Here is an 18,167-nt window from a genome sequence, read left to right on the forward strand (position 1 = left end):
GGCTAGATGCCGCCGAGGAACTGCAGCAGCGCAGCCTGGTCGGCCGCACTCAGCGCGGTGTAGCGGTCGCGCGCCCCTTGCGCCTCACCGCCATGCCAGGTGATGGCCTCGGCCAGCGAGCCCGCCCGCCCGTCGTGCAGGAAGCGGGCGCCCGCCTTGCGGGCGACCAGGCCCAGGCCCCACAGCGGCGGCGTGCGCCACTCGCGCCCGCTGGCGTCCTTCTCGCGCACACCGTCGGCCAGCGCCGCGCCCATGTCGTGCAGCAGCAGGTCGGTGTAGGCGTAGACGGTCTGGCCGCTCAGGCTGGGAAAGCGGGGATGGCTGCCGGTGGTCAGGGTGGGCCGGTGGCAGGCCGCGCAGCCGATGCGATCGAACAGCCGGGCGCCCTGGTCGAACACCGCGGCATCGCTGATGCGGCGCTCGGGCACGGCCAGCACGGTCATGAAATCGGTGATGGCCAGCAAGGAGGCCTCGCTGACCTCCGGGCTGCCGCCGCTGGGCGCCCCCAGGCAGTCGGTCTGGAGCGACGTGCAGCTTTCCTGCGGATGCACGGGGCTGGTCAGGCCCATGTCCTGGTGCAGGGCGCCCGCGTTCTGCGTGCGCAGCCGGCTGTGGATGGCCTTCCAGCCGAAACGGCCGATGCGCCGCTGGCCGTCGTCGTCGAGCACCCAGTGCGGGCGGCCGGAGATGCCGTCCGCGTTGGCGTCGTCCGCATCCGCATAGGCCAGTAGTTGGGCTTCGGGCACCAGGTCGAGCAGCCCCATGCCGACCAGCTGAGGCGAGATGCGCGGGCCCAGGCGCCAGCCGTCCAGCGCGGCGACGGGATCGATCAGCCGCACCGTGTAGTCGATCGCGCCGGTGTCCGCCTGGCGCGACCAGCTCACCACGCCCTCGGCCGGACCCGCGTTCGCCTGGTGCTGCAGCTGGCCGCCGAAGCGCGGATGCACCGCGCCGCTCTCGTCACCCAGCCGGAACAGGATGGCCGACGTGGTGCGGCCCTCCTCGCCCAGCGGCGCGACCCGGCCATCGACCGCATGGCAGGCCGAACAGGCGTTGGCATTGAACAAGGGCCCCAGGCCGTCGAGCTGGGCCCGCTGGCCCGGCGCCGCCTGCCAGGCCGCCAGGAACAGCTCGCGCCCCTGCGAGACGCCCACCAGCTCACCGGCATCGATGCCCGGCACGAACTGCATGAACGGCGCCGCCGCGTCGACCGCCACGGTGGCCGCGCCGCCGGGGGCGGTCCACACCCGGGGCGGCTCGGTCGACGAGGCCGAACCACCGCCACCGCCACACGCGGTCAGGCCCAGGCCGGCCCCCAGACACAGGCCCAGACACAAGCGAAGCCCGGCGACCGCTCCGGCACGCCGCCGCCGGGCGAGGCCCCGGGTGGTCCGCGCCGGCCCCTCACATCCGGCGCCACTCACGGGAACACCGGCGTCAGCGGGGTGTTGTACATCCAGGTGTTGATGGCGCTGGCGCCGCCGCCCAGCGAGCCCTCGAAGCTCCAGCCCCAGGTGAAGATCGAGCCGTCCTGGCGCAGGCCGACCTGGTGCAGGCCGCCGGTGCTGACGTCGATCATCGTGCCCAGCGTGGGCTGGCGGTCCTGCGGTTCGTCCAGATTGCTGTAGGCGGTGGTGCCGGTCTCGCCGGTGACGCCGTACAGGCCCCACTGGTAGATCTTGCCGTCGGCACGCCGCACATAACTGGTATTGCCATTGGCATAGACCTCGACGGCCGGCGTGGTCTCCAGGGCCGGCAGGCTGCGCGGCGAGAGCACCGGGCTGCCCCAGGCCTCGGCCGTGCTCTTGTAGGTGACGCCGTTGTAGCCGGCCTGGCTGCTGGCGTTCAGGCCCCAGGCGTAGACCCGGCCCTCGGTGGTCAGGGCCAGCACGTGGTCGCGGCCGGTGGCCACCGACACGATGCTGACGCCCGTCGGCAGCGGCACCTTGACCGGACGGGTGATGCCGGCCGTCGTGGTGCTGCCCAGGCCCATGTTGGCGTACTGGTTGCGGCCCCAGCCCCAGACCTGGCCGCGGTCATCCAGCGCATACGACGACATCGACCCCGCGGCCACCTGCACGATGCGGCCGACGTTGGCCGCGTCGGCCGCGTCCCAGACCACCTGCACCGGCACGGCGCTGGCCGTGGTGCTGCCATTGCCGAGCTGGCCCTGACCGTTGAGGCCGAAGGCCCAGACCGTGCCGTCGGTCTTGAGCGCCAGCGCGTGGCTGTAGCCGGCGGCCGCCGTGGCGACCTGGCTCATGCCCGGCACCTGGCCGATGTCCAGCCGGCACTTGAGCGTGGCGGTGGTGCCGCACGAGGTCTGGCCGGCCGTGCCGCGGCCGAGCTGGCCGTCGGTGTCCTCACCCCAGCTCCAGAGCTGACCGGCAGCGTCCACCGCCAGCGAATGGTTCTGGTTGAAGGCCAGGGCCACGAAGCCCCGGCTGCCATCGGCCAGCGCCGGGGCCACCGGGTGGGTGGTGGCGTTGTTGGCCATCGTCGACCAGAAGCCCAGACCGGTCTGGCCGTAGTTGTTGCGGCCCCAGGTGTAGAGCTTGCCGCCGACGATCGCGCCCGAGTGCGAGTTGCCGCCCGCCACCCGGTGCCCCAGATAGACCGCCCCGGAGACCTGGCCCGTGTTGCCGGCCGCATCGCGCGCCGTCAAGGTGTAGACGTTGCGGCCGGCCTTCAGATCCAGGGTCGTGGCGTAGGCGCCGGCCTGGACCGCGACCGCCTGGCTCTGACCGTTCAGTTCGAGGGTCAGGGACTGCAGCTCACGGTCGTCCGTCACCGTACCGCTGACCGTGATCCGGCTGCGGCGCACCACCGGCTCGGTGGCGGCCTGGGCGCTGGTGACGGTCGGGGCGGTGGTGTCCTCCGCGCCGCCCCCACCGCAGCCGGCGATCAGGGACGCGGCCGCGATCGGCAGCAGACGGGCCAGAGGACCCACGGAACAACGGACAGCGGATGTCATGGACGGCGTGCGCTCGCATCTTGATTACGAATGCGAATGATTCTATTTAAAATATCAAGCCGAGCCGACAGAAGGTGAAGTTTCGTGAAGATCGCGGTTCGGGCCCGCGGACCCCGGGCGGCCCCCGGGCGGACCCCGGGCGGGCTCAGGCGGAGGCCGGGCTGCGCGGCCGGCCGCGCTCAGCCGCCGGCCGGCACCCAGCCCTGCTCGGCCAGGAAGCGCCAGACCTCGTCCGTGGTCGCCTCGAAGCCGGCCTGGCGCGGGCCCCAGGGCCAGGCGCCCGGATTGAAGAAGCCGTGGACGGCGCCGGGATAGATCACGGCACGTGCCGGCACGCCGAGCGTGCGCAGACGCGCGACATAGCGCTCGACGGTGGCCACAGCGACCTCCGGATCGCGGTCGCCGCTCATCACCAGCGTGGGCGGGCCCCCGGCGCGCAACTGGTGCATCGGCGACAGCGCCTGCCAGTGCGCGGCCACCGGCGCGTGGTCGGGCATGCCGGGCGACAGATCCAGCATCGGGTTGTAGAGCACGACCGCGTCGGGCCGCGTCGGCGCCGCGGGGTCGGCCTGCGGATCAGGCCAGGGCAGCGGCGCGGCCAGCCCGGCCGCCAGATGGCCGCCAGCCGAGCCGCCGCCGACCACCAGCCGCGGCATCGCCAGACCGAGCGCCCGGTGGTGGCGACGCAGATGGCGCACGGCGTCGCGCAGGTCCTGCAGCGCATCGGCCGGCGTGCTGCCGTGGCGGCTGCGCACGCGGTAGCCGACGGTCACGCAGTCCAGGCCACGCGCCGACCAGATGCGGCACTGCGGATGGAACTGCCGGCGGTCGCCGGTCTCCCAGCCGCCGCCGTGCACCAGCAGCAGCAGCGGCGCCTGGGCGGACGGCCGGGGCCCGCGGGCGCGGAAGATGTCCAGCCGCAGGTCGTCGCCGCGCTGCGGCGCATAGGCCACGCTGAGATCCGGCCCGCGGCGCAGCGCGTCCAGCCGGGTGCCGTGGCCGATGCCGGCCTGCAGCAGCCCGGCGATCACGGCCGCGGCCGCCAGCCCCAGGCCGAGGGTCCAGACGAGACAGCGGAGCCGCCTTCCGCGGCGGGATGCAGGAGCCGACATGCGGCGAGTGTGCCGCACCCCCTCGCCGCCACGTCACCGCAGGCCGCGGCGGACCGCGGCCTGCGGCACGCGCCGATCAGGCCGCCAGCGTGCGCTTGACGGCCGCCACCACCGCCTCGGCGGTGATGTCGAACAGCTTGAACAGCGCGCCGGCCGGGGCCGATTCGCCGAAGCGGTCGAGGCCGACGACCTCGCCGTCCAGGCCGACCACGCCACGCCAGCCGGCGGTCGCACCGGCCTCGACGGCCACGCGCGGCAGGGCACGCGGCAGCACGCTGTCGCGCCAGGCCTTGTCCTGCTGCTCGAAGCGGAAGGTCGAGGGCATCGAGACCACGCGCACGGCCACGCCTTCGGCGGCCAGCGCCTGCTGCGCGGCGACGGCCAGCGCCACCTCGCTGCCGGTGGCGATGATCACCGCCTGCGCGGCCGCGGCACCGCCGGCGGCTTCGGCCAGCACGTAGCCACCGCGACGGATGTCGGCCAGCTGCTGTGCGCTGCGGGCCTGGTGCGGCAGGTTCTGGCGGCTGAGCACCAGATTGGTCGGCGTCTCGCGGCTCTCGATCGCGGTCTGCCAGGCCACCAGGGTCTCGACCGTGTCGCACGGCCGCCAGGTGTCCATGTTGGGCAGCAGGCGCAGCGTGGCGGTCTGCTCGACCGGCTGGTGGGTCGGGCCGTCCTCGCCCAGGCCGATCGAGTCGTGGGTGTAGACCTGGATCGTGTTGAGCTTCATCAGCGCGGACATGCGCAGCGCGTTGCGCGCGTACTCGCTGAACATCAGGAAGGTGCCACCGAACGGCCGGAAGCCGCCGTGCAGCGCCATGCCGTTGATGATGGCCGTCATGCCGAACTCGCGCACGCCGTAGTGCAGGTAGTTGCCGCCCTGGCCGGCCTTCAGGCGCTCGGGCGTGACGCTGGTGCAGCCCGGCCAGTTGGTCAGGTTGCTGCCGGTCAGGTCGGCCGAGCCGCCGAGCAGCTCGGGCAGATGGGCGGCGACGCGGGCGATCGCGTTCTGGCTGGCCTTGCGGCTGGCGATGGTCTCGCCCTTGTCGGCCACGGCCTGCAGATCGGCGGCGGCCGCGGCGGCCCAGCCTGCGGGCAGCTCACCGGCCAGGCGGCGCTGCAGCTCGGCGGCCAGCGCCGGGTGCTCGGCCGCATAACGCTCGAAACGGGCCTGCCAGTCGGCCTTGGCGGCGGCGCCGGTGGCGCGTGCGTCCCAGGCCTGCTGCACCTCGGCCGGGATCTCGAAGGCGCCGTGCGTCCAGCCGAGTGCGGCGCGGGTGGCGGCGATCTCGGCCGCGCCCAGCGGAGCACCGTGGCTGTCGTGGGTGCCGGCCTTGTTCGGCGAGCCGAAGCCGATCGTCGTGCGGCAGCACACCAGCACCGGCTGGGCGGTCTGGGCACGGGCCTGCGCGATGGCGGCGTCCAGCGCGGCCGGGTCATGGCCGTCGACACCGCGGATCACGTGCCAGCCGTAGCTCTCGAAGCGCGCCGGGGTGTCGTCGCTGAACCAGCCCTCGACATGGCCGTCGATCGAGATGCCGTTGTCGTCCCAGAAGGCGACCAGCTTGTTCAGGCCCCAGGTGCCGGCCAGCGCGCAGGCCTCGTGGCTGACGCCTTCCATCAGGCAGCCGTCGCCCAGGAAGACCCAGGTGCGGTGGTCGACCACGCTGTGGCCCGGGCGGTTGAACTCGGCGGCCAGCAGCTTCTCGGCCAGCGCGAAACCGACCGCGTTGGCGATGCCCTGGCCCAGCGGGCCGGTGGTGGTCTCCACGCCCGGGGTGTAGCGGTACTCGGGGTGGCCGGGGGTCTTGCTGTGCAGCTGGCGGAAGGCCTTGAGCTCGGCCAGCGGCAGGTCGTAGCCGCTCAGGTGCAGCAGGCCGTACAGCAGCATCGAGCCATGGCCGTTGGACAGCACGAAGCGGTCGCGGTCGGCCCAGCTGGGGTCCGCCGGATCGTGGCGCAGCGCGTGGCGCCACACGGCTTCCGCGATGTCGGCCATGCCCATGGGCATGCCCGGGTGGCCGGAGTTGGCCTGCTGGACGGCATCCATGGCCAGCACGCGCAGGGCGTTGGCGAGTTCTCGGCGGGTCGGTTGGGTCATGGCGAGCGGGGTCGGTGCCAAGGCGGCGCGTGGCGCCGGTGGCGGGTTCGGGAACAGCGCAGACGAAGACGCCGGCACGAGGCCGGCGTCGGACATCAGGTGGGGATTTTCGCCGACTGCGCCTGGGGCAGCGCCTGGGTCAGCGCCTGGGCCATCGCGCGCAGGATCAGCCAGCAGCTGGTGGCACCGGCGTCCAGCACGCCGATCGAGCGCGCGCCCAGCCGGGCAGAGCGGCCGATGCGGGCCTGCAGCGCCTGCGTGCTGTCCTTGCCGGCCTCGGCGGCGGCGCTCATCGCGGCCAGCGCCGCGACGAAGCCGGCGCCCCCGGCCACCGCCTCGCGGAAGGCATCGCGCGCCGGCACCAGGGTGTCGATCAGCGTCTTGTCGCCGACCTGGGCGTTGCCCATGCCCTGCACGTTGGCCACGGCCGCGGCCAGGGCGTCGCCGAACAGCGCGGCGTCCATGCGGGCGTGCGGCTCCAGCGTGTTGACGAAGCCGATGAAGAAGCGGCCGTACAGCGGCCCCATCGAGCCGCCGATGTCGTCCATCAGCGCCTGCGACAGCTGCTCGAGGGCCACCGGCAGGCTCTGCGCCCGCTCGCCGAGCGCGTCCAGCCGCGTCGCACAGCCATTGAAGCCCTTGGCCATGTTGATGCCGTGGTCGCCGTCGCCGATCAGGCCGTCGATCTCCGACAGGTACTGGCGGTGCTCGACGATGGTGGCGATCAGCGCGCGCACCACGTCGCCGGAGGCGTCGAGGGCGACGGTCGGGCCGCTGAAGCTGCGTGCGGCGGCCGCGGCACGGGCGGCGGCCTGTCCGGTCGCGGCCCCCCCGGCGGTGACGGCCTGTGCCGCCTGCACGTTGGCGCTGAAGTCGCGCGCGGCGCGCTCGCCGCTGACGGTCAGCCCGACCGAGCGGCAGGGCGACTTCAGCAGCGCCTCCAGCTCGTCGTCGAGCTTCATCAGCGTCAGCGTGACGCCCATCATCTCCAGGCTGGTGAACAGGTTGCCGACGAAGTTGACGGCCACCGTGATGCCCTGGGCCTGCAGCCGCTTCGCGACCTCACCGTAGAGGATGTACTGCTCCATCACCGGCGTCGCGCCCAGGCCGCTGACCAGCACGGCCACGCGGTCCCCGCCGACGATGGGCAGATCCGGCAGCACGACCTTGAGCATCAGCTCGGCCATCTCGGCGGCGGTGACGGTGGCGCGCACGTCGATGCCGGGCTCGCCGTGGTGGCCGATGCCCACTTCCATCGTGCCGTGCTCGATGTGGAAGTTGGCATGGCCGACGGCCGGGATCACGCAGGACGACAGGCCGACGCCGATCGAGCGGGTGTTGCCGATCGCCTTCTGCGCGGCGGCGATCACCTCGTCCAGGCTGCCGCCGGCGTCGGCCCTGGCGCCGCCGACCTTCCACATCAGGATCTCGCCGGCCACGCCGCGGCGGCGCGCCTCGTCGCCCTTGGGCGCCGAGGGCACGTCGTCGTTGGCGACCACGGTCCGGACCGTGATGCCCTCGCGGGCGGCCATCTCGGCGGCCATCTTGACGTTCATGTTGTCGCCGGCGTAGTTGCCGTACAGACAGGCCACGCCCGCGCCGCCGTCGGCCGCACGCATCGCGTCGAGGAAGCTCTTGGCGGTGGGCGACGAGAAGATCTCGCCGATGGCCACCGCGTCGCACAGGCCATCGCCCACGTAGCCGACGAAGGCCGGCTCGTGGCCCGAACCGCCGCCGGTGACGATGCCCACCTTGCCCCGCTCGGGCGCCTGCACGCGCTGCACGACGCGCGGGTTGTCGGCCTTGGCCCGCACGGTGTCGGCATGGGCGGCCAGCCAGCCGGTGAGCATGTCCTCGACGACGAGGTCGGGGTTGTTGATGACGCGGTTCATCGCCATGGGGCTGTCTCCAGTGTCGTTGCGCCCCGAGCGGGGTCGCCGGCAAGTGTCGGTGAGCGGTCAGTGAGCAGAAGACGGGCGCGAAGGCGCGGCGATCCACGGCTCAAGGCTGTGCGCCAATGTAGCGACGACTGAGCGAACGCGCAAGCCATGAACACCCGCGCACCCCCATACAGGCGACCGAGCGCCGTGGTGCGGCGCATCATGAACGGCATTCAGGACGTGCTGAATCGCTTTCATGCGCCAGAGCATCCGCTCATGCCGTTGACATCCGCTCCGCATCCATGCCTTAATCGTGCACCGAATGCGCATCCGCTCAACACCTGAGCCGGCGCCCACCCCAGATCCCACCGGAGACTCCCATGAAGATCGCCGTCGGCTGCGATGAAGCGGCTTGCGAGATGAAGGACGCCATCAAGGCCCAGCTGCAGCAGCAGGGCCATGAGGTGATCGATTTCGGCACCCATGCCAGCGCGCCCGTGCTCTACCCGGACATCGCCGTGGCACTGGCCGAGGGCGTGGCCGCCGGCCAGGCCGAGCGCGGCCTGCTGTTCTGCGGCACCGGCATCGGCATGGCCATCTCGGCCAACAAGGTGCCCGGCATCCGCGCCGCCCAGGCCCACGACACCTATTCGGCCGAGCGCGCCAGCAAGAGCAACGACGCCCACATCATCACGATCGGTGCGCGCGTGGTCGGTCTGGAGCTGGCCAAGTCCATCGTTCAGTCCTTCCTGTCCAGCTCGTTCGAGCCGCGCAGCCAGTCCAAGCTCGACGCGCTGGCCGCGCACGAGCAGCGCCTGACCGGCGCCTGCGGCACGCGCTGAGCGCGCGGCAGCCGGACACGGCCCGCGCCAGGGCCGCGGCGGACACGGGACAATCGCCCCCATGTCCGAGACGCCCCGTGCCCGCCCCCCTGCCCCTGCCGCCCCCGCCGCAACCGGTACCGGCTCGATGTCGCACGACGAGCTGACCCGCCTGGCCACGCTGTACTACATCGATGGCCAGACGCAGGACGAACTCTCGCGCCGCTTCGGCATCAGCCGGGCCACGGTCGGGCGCATGCTCAAGCGCGCGCAGGAGCTGGGCATCGTCGAGATCCGCGTCCAGCACCACCCGACGCTGACGGTGGACCTGGAGCGCGCGCTGGTCGAGCGCTTCGGCATCCAGCGCGCCCTGCTGTCGGTCGACCATGCCGAGCCCGAGAAGCAGCGCGCGGTGCTGGCCGGCCTGGTCGCCAACTGGCTGGACCGCAACCTCAGCGACGGCGCCATCGTGGCCGTGGGCATGGGCCGCAACGTGAGCGCCGTCAGCGAGCACGTGATGGGCGCCACCCGCCGCGCCGCCACCTTCGTCTGCGCGATCGGCGGCAGCTACCGCGGCGGCGAGACGATGAACCCCGACCACATCTGCCGCCGCCTGGCCACGCGCTTCGGCGGCGAGAGCGAGACGCTGTACGCGCCTGCCCTCGTCGACGACCCGGCCCTGCGCCGCGCGCTGCTGGACAACGACACCGTGCGCCAGACGCTGGACAAGGCACGCCGCGCCGACATCGCCATCGTCGGCATCGGCGACATGAGCGAGCACAGCAACATGGTGCGCATGGGCTGGTTCAGCGCGCAGGAGATCCAGGAGGCCAAGCGCAGCGGTGCCGTCGGCGACATGATGGGCTACGACTTCATCGACCTGCACGGCCGTGGTGCGCTGACCCCGATCCAGGGCCGCGTGATCGGCCTGAGCGCGACCGATCTGCAGCGCATTCCGAACGTCATCGCCATCGCCTCCGAGACCAGCAAGGCCACCGCCATCCTGGGCGCGCTGCGCACCGGCACCATCGACACGCTGGCCACCACCGCCAGCAACGCGATGGCCGTGCTCAACCTCGACGAAGCCACGCGGGCGGCCGGGCTGACCGGCGCGCAGATCAACGCGGCGACCTGACGCCGCCGGGCCCGCCTGGCGCATCCGGTGAGCCAGCTCACCCCGGATGCGTGCATGATTCCTGCTCCGGCGATCAGCCGGGAGACAATCCCCCCGCTCGGGAAGGAATCACGATGAGTCGGACGACGAGGATCGCCGACCAGCCCAACAGACGGCTGGCGGTGTGTCTGCTGCTGTACGTCGCCACCGGTATGGGCTCGGTCGCATTGACCGCCGGCCCGGACGCGGTCGCGCCGCTGTATCTGGCCGCCGGTGTGGCCGTGGCCTGCGTGCTGGCCTGGGGCCCCCGCATGGTCTGGGCCGTGGCGCTGGGCTGCGCGCTGGTCGAACTGCAGGCCCGGCTGTCCGCCGGCCATGCGCTGACGCCCGACCTGCTGATACCGATGGCCATCACGGCCTGCGGCGGCGCACTCCAGGCCGCCGCCGCAGGCCTGCTGTGTCGCCGCTGGATGACACCCGGACCGGCCCTCGACCGGCCGAGAGAGATCGCCGGTGTTCTGCTGTTGGCCGGGCCGCTGGCCTGCACCGTCAATGCCGCGCTGTCGGTCGGCGCCATGGTGCTGCGCGGGGAGCTGTCGGCCACCCAGGCCCCGGCGACCGCCCTGACCTGGTGGTACGGCGATGTCATCGGCGTGCTGATCGCCACCCCCCTGACGCTGATCCTGATCGGACGGCCGACGGACCTGTGGCGGACCCGCCGGCTGTGGGTCGGCCTGCCGATGCTGGTGGTGATGGTGCTGACCGTCATCCTGCTGCGACAGGACCAGGTCTGGAGCGCCCGGCGCGCGGCCGATGCACTGGCCCGTGACAGCGCGTCCGTGCAACACCATGCGCAGGCAACCCTGCGCCATCACCTGCAGGCGCTCGACAGCCTGTGGCTGCTGCAGCAGGCGGTGGGCCCGCAGGCCGATCCGCGCTTCGCCGCCCTGGCCACGCACTGGCAGAAGGCCTTGCCGGCCGTCGGCGCGTTCGCGCTCGACGAACGCACGACCGAACGCCTGCCCGGCCCGGCCGAGGGCACGCTCGAACGGTTGCGGGTACGTCAGGTCCAGGCGCGGCCGGTCGATGCCTCGCCGCGTGCGGCCCTGGCCGTCGCCCACAGGGCGATGACCGGCCGCGATGCGCTGGATCTGCCGGCGCTGCGGGCGACCTGGGCGCGCGCGGTCGGAGAGGGGCTCGCTGCGGCCTCTCCCGGGCTGCCCCTGCCGCTGCCGCACAGCCAGGCGGTCATCCTCTACCGCCCGCTGGCCGGCACGGCAGGTACGGGCGCCGCGGCACCGTCAGGCGCCGTGACCATGGTGCTGGAGATGGACACGCTGCTGCGGGAACTCAAGGCCACCGCGTCCCCCCAGCTGCAGGCCTGCCTGAGTGACCTGGGCCTGGAAAGCAGCCAGGCCCTGCGCCGCAGTCTGGCCGATGGCGACACGGTCCCCGCCGCGACGCTGGCCGGCCCGGCCGCCTGCGGCAGCACCCGCCCGTGGCAGGGCCTGCCGCACCGGTTGCTGGACCTGCCCTTCGGCGGCCGCAGCTGGCAGCTGGCACTGTGGCAGAACCCGGCCGCCGTCCGCACGGCCCAGGCCGATCCGCGGGGCCGGCTGCTGGCCATCGGCGGGCTGCTGCTGGCCGCCGGCCTCGGCGCCCTGCTGATGATGATGACCGGCCACACGCGCCGCCTGCAGGCCGCGACCGCCGAGGCGCGTGCGGGTCGGCAGCAGGCCGAGGCCACGATGCAGGCGCACAACGCCTTTCTGTCACGGGTCAGCCACGAACTGCGCACACCGCTGCACGCGATGCTGGGTCTGGGCGCGCTGATGCGCGTCGACCGCCAGCATCCGCCCGATCCATGGCAACAGCAGACGCTGCAGCAGATGGATCAGGCCGGCCAGGAGCTGCTGCGTGCGGTCGACACGCTGCTGCAGGTGGCCCGGTCCGATCGGACCGAGCGGTCGGAACCGGTGTCCGACCCCGGCCCCGGCCTGCACCCGCCGCCCGAAGCCGGGCGCTGAGCTCAGGCCGCCAGGGCCTGCGGCTGCAGATGCTGGTGCACGAAGGCCAGCGCGGCCGACACCCGGGCCTCGATGTCGGCGATCGGCACGCGGTAGGGGGCGCGGCTGGGCTGCGCATCGGGGCCGCGGTACAGGCGCATCGGGATCTCGATGCTCAGGTTCAGCGAGGGATCGGCCGCGGCCACCGCCTGCACGATGCGTGCGCAACCGATCTCGCCTTCACCGAGCGCGGTGAAGAAATAACCTTCGGGCCGACGTGCCACGTCCTTGATGTGGGTGTGGCCGCACAGCGGCATCGCCGCCAGCGCGTCGGCCACCGTGTCCACGCCCGGGCGGTGCGAGATGGTGTTGCCGGCGTCGTAGTTCAGGCGCACGCGCGGGTGGTTGATGCGCGCCAGCAGGCCGGGGCCGTCCGCCGCCACGTTCAGCAGGTTGTCCGAGCCGTCGCCCGGGTTCTCCAGGCCGATGACCAGATCCAGCTCCTCGGCCAGGCGGGCCAGGTGCGGGATGTTCTGGAAGAAGCGGGCCTCGTTGGCGCGGGCGGCGGCGTTGGTGTTGATCACCTTGGCGCCGATGCGCGCGGCGAAGTGCATGCGGCCGGTGAAGACCGTCAGCGCGTCCGGCCGGCCCAGGTCGATGTGCGAGGACATCGCGTGGCAGCCGATGCCGGCGTCGGCCAGCCAACGCGCATAGTCGGCGGCCCGCGCCTCGGTGAAGGAGGACTCGTCGAAGGGCTCGGTGTAGCCGACGATGAAGGCCGGCTCGACATGGGTGGCGCCGATGCGCGCCAGGCTCTCCAGCATCTGCGGCGGCGCGTAGCCGTCGTAGGGGGCGCCGGAGATCGAGACGCTGCGCTCGGCAGCCGGGGGGGTTGCGGTGCTCATGACAGGGCTCGCGAGGGGATGGACACGAAGAAGCCGGCGCAGCCGGCCCGGAAGATCGAAGGGCGCGTTGGGCGCGCCCCGGGCCGCCACGACGGCGGCCCGGCCTGCATCACTTGAAGATCAGCGCCGGCACGTAGGAGACGATGGCCAGCACGCCGAAGGCGACGAGGTAGAAGGGGCCGAGCTCCTTGACCGTCTCGCCCACCTTGACCTTGGCCACCGCGCTGGTGATGAACAGCGTGGTGCCCACCGGCGGCGTGTACAGGCCGATGGCCAGGTTCACCGTCATCATGATGCCCAGCTGCACCAGGTCCATGCCGATGGCGTTGGCCAGCGGCACGAACACCGGCGTCAGCAGCAGCACGGCCGCCGGCAGGTCGATGAACATGCCGCACACCAGCATCAGCAGGTTCATCATCAGGATGACCATCCAGGGGCTGCTCAGGTTGTCCTTGGCCCAGCCGACGATGCCGTCGGGCATGCGGTCGAAGGTCAGCAGCCAGCCGATGGCCGCCGAGGCCATGATCACCAGCAGCACGACGCCGGTGGACAGCCCCGCCTCGACCACCGCGTGGTGCAGGCGCTTCCAGCCCAGATCACGGTAGATGACGGCCGAGACGACGCCGGCGTACAGCGTCGACAACACGCTGACCTCGGTCGGCGTGGCGATGCCGAAACGCAGGAAGACGATGATCAGCACCGGCAACACCAGCGCGGGCGAGGCATAGGCCAGCTGCGAGCGGAACTTGCTCCAGTCCAGCGGCGCCGTCTCACGCGGGAAGTTGCGGCGCTTGCCCACCCACCAGCAGGCGAACATGAAGCCGAAGCACATCAGGAAGCCGGGCAGGATGCCGGCCGTGAACAACGCGCCGACCGAGGTGTTCGACGACAGCGCGAACAGGATCATCGGGATCGACGGCGGGATCAGGATGTCGATCGTCGCCGCGGCGGCCAGCGTCGCGGCCGAGAAGGCCGGCGGATAGCCGATGCGCTTCTGCCAGGGGATCAGCAGCGAGCCGATGGCCGAGGCATCGGCCACCGCCGAGCCCGAGACCCCGCCGAAGATGGTCGACGACATCACGCCGACCTGGGCCGGGCCGCCGTGGAAGCGGCCGATCAGGGCCGACAGCACGCCGATCAGCGATTCACCGAGCTTGCCGCCCATCATCAGGCTGCCGGTCAGCATGAAGAAGGGAATGGCGATCAGCGGAAAGCTCTGCACCTGGGCAACCATCTGCTGGACGATCAGGTCCAGCGGCACGCGGTCGGAGGTGGCGGCGGCGGCGAGTGCAGCCGTCAGCAGGGCATGGGCGATCGGCATGGCCGCGACCGCGGTGATGCCGAAGACGAGAAGGATGAGGCTGGTCATGGACGGGCTCCAGCGGGGGATCAGGCGACGCGCACTTCAGGCGCGGCGTCGTCGGTGGCCGCGGCGGCGGCATGGGCCTGGCCGTGGCCGGTGAAGGCGTCCCAGGCCGAGGCGATGGCGAGCGCGGCCAGCATCAGCAGTCCGCCCATCACGCAGCCGTAGGTGATCGAGCCGGGCACCTGCAGGATCGGGCTCTTCTCGTCACCGACGATGTCGAGCATCAGCCACGTGGCACGTGCCAGCGTGATGTGCACGCCGGCGACCACCAGCCAGGTCACCACGGCCAGGTAGCGCCGCACATGGGCCGGCAGGTTCTCGATCAGGAAGCTGGTGGTGATGTGCGAGCCGTGGGCCGCGCCCAGCACCACGCCGGACATCACCAGCCACGGAAACAGCAGCTCGGGGAGCTCGTTGCCCCACTGCAGGCTGCCGCCGGTCGAATAGCGCAGGATGGTGTTGACGCAGAGGATGAGGAAGATGACCGAGGTGGTGATCCACATCACCGCCTGGCACAGCAGCACGATGCCGCGCGAGATGAACTTCATGGCCGGGACTCCGGGGGGCTGCGCACGATGCGCACGATGCGCAAGGGGCCCGCCGTCTGGCGGGCCCCGCAGGGACTTCAGGACGCGCGGACGATCACTTCGTGCGCGTGGCGGCGATCACCTTCTTGACGAAGGGGCCGATCGGGCTCGCCATCCACTTGTCATCGACGTTGGCCGTGGCCTTGACGAAGGCAGCCTTGTCGGCGACGTCCACACGCACGCCCTTGGCCTTGAGCTCGGCCACCAGCTTCTCGTCAGCCTCCTTCGACAGCTTGCGCTGGAAGGTGGTGGCCTCGGCGGCGGCTTCCTGCACCAGCTTGCGGTCGGCCTCGCTCAGGCGGTCCCAGCTGCGCTTGCTCATCAGCAGCGGCGTCATCTCGTACTTGTGGCCGGTCAGCGAGACGAACTTGTTGACCTCGTAGAGCTTGGAGGCGTAGATGTTCATCAACGGGTTCTCCTGCCCGTCGACCACACCCTGCTGCAGCGCCACGTAGAGCTCGGCGAACTTGATCTGCTGCGCCTCGGCACCGAGGGCCTGCATGATGTCGACCGTCACCGCATCCGGCGGGGTCCGCATCTTCAGGCCCTTGAGGTCCTCGGGCTTGAGGATCGGCTTCTTGCTGTTGGACATGTGGCGCACGCCGTTGTCCCAGTAGCCCAGCACGATCATGCCCTTCTCGGCGGTCTTGGCGGCCAGCTCCTGGCCGAGCGGGCCGTCCAGCGCCTTCCAGGCCTGGCTCAGGTCGCTGAACAGGAAGGGCATGCCGAAGGCGGCGTACTCGGGCACGGTGGCCGCCATCGGGCCCTGCGAGTTGGCCGAGATGTCGATCGCGCCGGTGCGCAGCGCGGTCACCATCGCCGCGTCGTCACCCAGCTGGGCCGACGGCGAGACCGCGACCTCGATGCGGCCACCCGACTTGGCCTTGAGCACCTCGGCGAACTTGACCGAGGCTTCGTGGCGCGGATTGCCCGGCGCGGCGCCATGGCCCAGCGTCAGCTTGATGGTCTGCGCCTGGACAGCGGCCGGCAGCACGGCCAGGGTGGCGGCGATCGCCAGGGTGGCACGGATGAAACGGGTGCGTTGCATGGTGGTCTCCAAGGGGATGGTGCGCGGCTCGCGGGCCGGGCTTGTCATGGGCGGCCGCAGGGGCCGGAAGGACCGGTGCGACCGCCTGGGGCGGCCGCCGGGCGGCGGTGCCGGCCGCCCGGTTCAGGGGGCAGGCGACGCGTCGTGGCGCCGCGCTGCCCGCGCGGTGCGGATCAGTGGATCAGTGGATCAGCATGCCGCCGTTGACGTCCAGCGTGACGCCGGTGAGGTACTTGGCCAGATCGGAGGCCAGGAACACCACGCAGCCGGCGACGTCGGCGGGCTCGCCGATGCGGTTCAGGGGGATCTGCTCCAGGATGCCCTTCATGCGGTCATCGGGGATCAGGCCCTTGTTGATGTCGGTGGCGATCAGGCCCGGGGTCACGGCGTTGACGCGGATGCCGTCGATGCCGAACTCACGCGCCATCGCGCGGCCCAGGCCCAGCATGCCGGCCTTGGCGGCCGAGTAGTGCGGGCCGCCCAGGATGCCGCCGCCGCGCTGCGCCGAGACCGACGAGGTGTTGATGATCGAGCCCGACTTCTGCTCGCGCATGGCCGGGATCACGGCCTGCGACATGTGCAGCATGCCGCGCAGGCTGACGTCCAGCACGGCGTCGTAGTCGGCGGCGCTGATGTCCAGCGTCTTGCGCGGCTGGGTGATGCCGGCGTTGTTGAACAGGATGTCGATGCGACCGTACTTGGCCAGGATCTCGGCCACGGCGCGCTCGCACGAGGCCTTGTCGACCACGTCGGCGACGACGCCCATGTGCTGCGGGCCCAACTGGGCGGCCGCGCCGGCCGGGTCGGCACGCTCGAGGTCGGCGATGACGACGGTGGCGCCTTGCTCGGCCATCATCTTGGCGGTCGAGTAGCCCAGACCGTTCAGGCCGGCACCGCCGGTGATCAGGGCAATCTTGTTCTTCAGCAGCATGAGGGTGCTCCGCAGGATGTCGGTTGGGTGGGTGGGGTGGTTCGTCGCTGCCGAGGGCCGTCGAGGCCGGTTTCGCAGCGTGCGGGCCGCATTCTTCAAACGCCGGACCGGGGTCACAAGCGATGAAATTTCAGGCCGGGATGAAGAAGCGCCATGTTGCGCTGCAGCTCAGGGTAAATACCCCGTCATCCGCAGCCGGAAGGCTCAGAAAAGGTCGTAACTCCGTGGTAACCCGTCGACCTGGCGCCGCCATCCCCCCGGGAAAACAGGGGGTGGCGTGCCGGGGTCGGACCCCAGCTCGGGCTGGGGTTTCCGTCGATGGCGCAGCCGCGGCAGGGCCGCGCGGCGGCTCAGGACAGGTCGTCCAGCGGGACGGTGTAGCCGCGCATGACGGCCGAGTCATCCAGCCGGCCCCAGCCGCGCGCGCTGGCGCCGAGAAAGCCCTGGAAGGCCGCACTGGCCACCGGCGCGGGCATGCGGGCCGCGCGGCTGTCGTCCAGCACCAGGCCCAGGTCCTTGACGAAGATGTCGAGCGCCGAGGTCACCTCGTCCCAGGCGGCGCGGGCCATGCGCGGCCCGCGGTCACCCAGCATCCAGGAGTTGGCGGCACCGCTGCGCAGGATCTCCAGCGTGGTCTCCAGCGGCAGGTCGTGGTGACGGGCGAGCGCCATGGCCTCGGCCGCGGCGGCGATGTGCACGCCGCACAGCAGCTGGTTGATGACCTTCATCTGCGCGCCCTGCCCGGCCTGCTCGCCCATGACGTAGACGCGCCGCCCGAAGGCCTCCAGCACCGGCCGTGCCCGTTCGACGTGGGCCGGCGTGCCGGCACACATCACCGTCAGCGTGCCGGCCTGGGCGCCGACCTGGCCGCCGGTGACCGGCGCGTCGACCAGCCCCAGGCCGAGCGCCGCCAGCCGTGGCGCCAGCGCCTGCACATAGGCCGGCGCCATCGTGCTGCAGGTGATGACGGTGGTGCCCGGGCGCAGCCGGGACGCCAGGCCCCGGCGGTCCCCGTCGGCGCCCCCTCCCCCGTCACCGTCGCCGAACAGCACCGCCTCGGTCTGGCGGTCATCGACGACGAAACTGAGGATCACGTCGGCCCCGTCGGCCAGCGCCTGCGCATCGACCGCCACCGCGCCGCCCTGGGCACGCAGCCAGTCGCAGGCGGCGGCGCTGACATCGCGGCCGAGCACGTCGAAGCCCTTGGCCAGCAGGTTGGCGGCCACACCGCGGCCCATCGCCCCCAGCCCGACCAGGCCGACGACGGTGCGTGCACCGCGGTCCGGTGCGACGGCCACGGCGCGGGCCTCGCCGCCCGACGA

15 protein-coding genes are annotated in these 18,167 nt (G+C 72.0%); 4 read left to right on the plus strand and 11 right to left on the minus strand.

All coding sequences use genetic code 11. The features are described from left to right. Positions 1 to 2: 2 nt before the first annotated feature. The 5 genes from AACH11_RS13810 to dhaL form a co-directional block, all read right to left on the minus strand. Entirely contained in the window at positions 3 to 1,247 is a 1,245-nt protein-coding gene (locus AACH11_RS13810) for a di-heme oxidoredictase family protein (RefSeq protein WP_341374821.1), read from the minus strand. 173 nt (positions 1,248 to 1,420) lie between these two features. Further along, on the minus strand, positions 1,421 to 2,950 hold the full coding sequence (locus tag AACH11_RS13815) for an RCC1 domain-containing protein (RefSeq protein WP_341374822.1): 1,530 nt from the start codon (positions 2,948 to 2,950) through the stop codon (positions 1,421 to 1,423). Positions 2,951 to 3,153: 203 nt separating this feature from the next. Beyond that, positions 3,154 to 4,086 carry an alpha/beta hydrolase gene (locus AACH11_RS13820; RefSeq protein ID WP_341374823.1) on the minus strand — a complete coding sequence of 311 codons (933 nt, stop codon included), beginning with the start codon at positions 4,084 to 4,086 and terminating at the stop codon, positions 3,154 to 3,156. Positions 4,087 to 4,162: 76 nt separating this feature from the next. Continuing rightward, complete coding sequence (tkt, locus tag AACH11_RS13825) at positions 4,163 to 6,187, minus strand: transketolase (protein WP_341374824.1); 2,025 nt, start codon at positions 6,185 to 6,187, stop codon at positions 4,163 to 4,165. 95 nt (positions 6,188 to 6,282) lie between these two features. Then, positions 6,283 to 8,085 carry a dihydroxyacetone kinase subunit DhaL gene (dhaL, locus tag AACH11_RS13830; RefSeq protein ID WP_423228742.1) on the minus strand — a complete coding sequence of 601 codons (1,803 nt, stop codon included), beginning with the start codon at positions 8,083 to 8,085 and terminating at the stop codon, positions 6,283 to 6,285. A 150-nt stretch (positions 8,086 to 8,235) separates the two neighbouring features. On the opposite strand from dhaL, the gene AACH11_RS13835 reads away from it, so the two are divergent. The 4 genes from AACH11_RS13835 (at position 8,236) to AACH11_RS13850 (ending at position 12,029) form a co-directional block, all read left to right on the plus strand. Beyond that, complete coding sequence (locus tag AACH11_RS13835) at positions 8,236 to 8,412, plus strand: hypothetical protein (RefSeq protein WP_341374825.1); 177 nt, start codon at positions 8,236 to 8,238, stop codon at positions 8,410 to 8,412. 35 nt (positions 8,413 to 8,447) lie between these two features. Then, positions 8,448 to 8,909, plus strand: coding sequence for a ribose 5-phosphate isomerase B (gene rpiB / locus AACH11_RS13840; RefSeq protein ID WP_341374826.1), 462 nt, complete (start codon positions 8,448 to 8,450; stop codon positions 8,907 to 8,909). A 127-nt stretch (positions 8,910 to 9,036) separates the two neighbouring features. Continuing rightward, on the plus strand, positions 9,037 to 10,023 hold the full coding sequence (locus AACH11_RS13845) for a sugar-binding transcriptional regulator (RefSeq protein WP_341374943.1): 987 nt from the start codon (positions 9,037 to 9,039) through the stop codon (positions 10,021 to 10,023). Positions 10,024 to 10,136: 113 nt separating this feature from the next. After that, on the plus strand, positions 10,137 to 12,029 hold the full coding sequence (locus AACH11_RS13850) for an MASE1 domain-containing protein (protein WP_341374827.1): 1,893 nt from the start codon (positions 10,137 to 10,139) through the stop codon (positions 12,027 to 12,029). Between the two features lie 2 nt (positions 12,030 to 12,031). Here the strand turns inward: AACH11_RS13850 and AACH11_RS13855 are convergent, their stop codons facing one another. From AACH11_RS13855 to AACH11_RS13880, 6 genes are all read right to left on the minus strand, one after another. Next, positions 12,032 to 12,913, minus strand: coding sequence for a sugar phosphate isomerase/epimerase family protein (locus tag AACH11_RS13855; RefSeq protein ID WP_341374828.1), 882 nt, complete (start codon positions 12,911 to 12,913; stop codon positions 12,032 to 12,034). 109 nt (positions 12,914 to 13,022) lie between these two features. Continuing rightward, positions 13,023 to 14,282, minus strand: a complete 1,260-nt coding sequence (locus AACH11_RS13860; protein ID WP_341374829.1) for a TRAP transporter large permease — start codon at positions 14,280 to 14,282, stop codon at positions 13,023 to 13,025. A gap of 20 nt (positions 14,283 to 14,302) precedes the next feature. Beyond that, positions 14,303 to 14,827 carry a TRAP transporter small permease gene (locus AACH11_RS13865; protein ID WP_341374830.1) on the minus strand — a complete coding sequence of 175 codons (525 nt, stop codon included), beginning with the start codon at positions 14,825 to 14,827 and terminating at the stop codon, positions 14,303 to 14,305. A 94-nt stretch (positions 14,828 to 14,921) separates the two neighbouring features. Further along, on the minus strand, positions 14,922 to 15,914 hold the full coding sequence (locus AACH11_RS13870; RefSeq protein ID WP_341374831.1) for a TRAP transporter substrate-binding protein: 993 nt from the start codon (positions 15,912 to 15,914) through the stop codon (positions 14,922 to 14,924). A gap of 181 nt (positions 15,915 to 16,095) precedes the next feature. Then, positions 16,096 to 16,845 carry an SDR family NAD(P)-dependent oxidoreductase gene (locus tag AACH11_RS13875; RefSeq protein WP_341374832.1) on the minus strand — a complete coding sequence of 250 codons (750 nt, stop codon included), beginning with the start codon at positions 16,843 to 16,845 and terminating at the stop codon, positions 16,096 to 16,098. 350 nt (positions 16,846 to 17,195) lie between these two features. Beyond that, entirely contained in the window at positions 17,196 to 18,143 is a 948-nt protein-coding gene (locus AACH11_RS13880) for an NAD(P)-dependent oxidoreductase (protein ID WP_341374833.1), read from the minus strand. Between the last annotated feature and the right edge of the window lie 24 nt (positions 18,144 to 18,167).

It is taken from the genome of Pseudaquabacterium rugosum, assembly GCF_038066575.1.
GTDB classification, from domain to species: domain Bacteria; phylum Pseudomonadota; class Gammaproteobacteria; order Burkholderiales; family Burkholderiaceae_C; genus Pseudaquabacterium; species Pseudaquabacterium rugosum.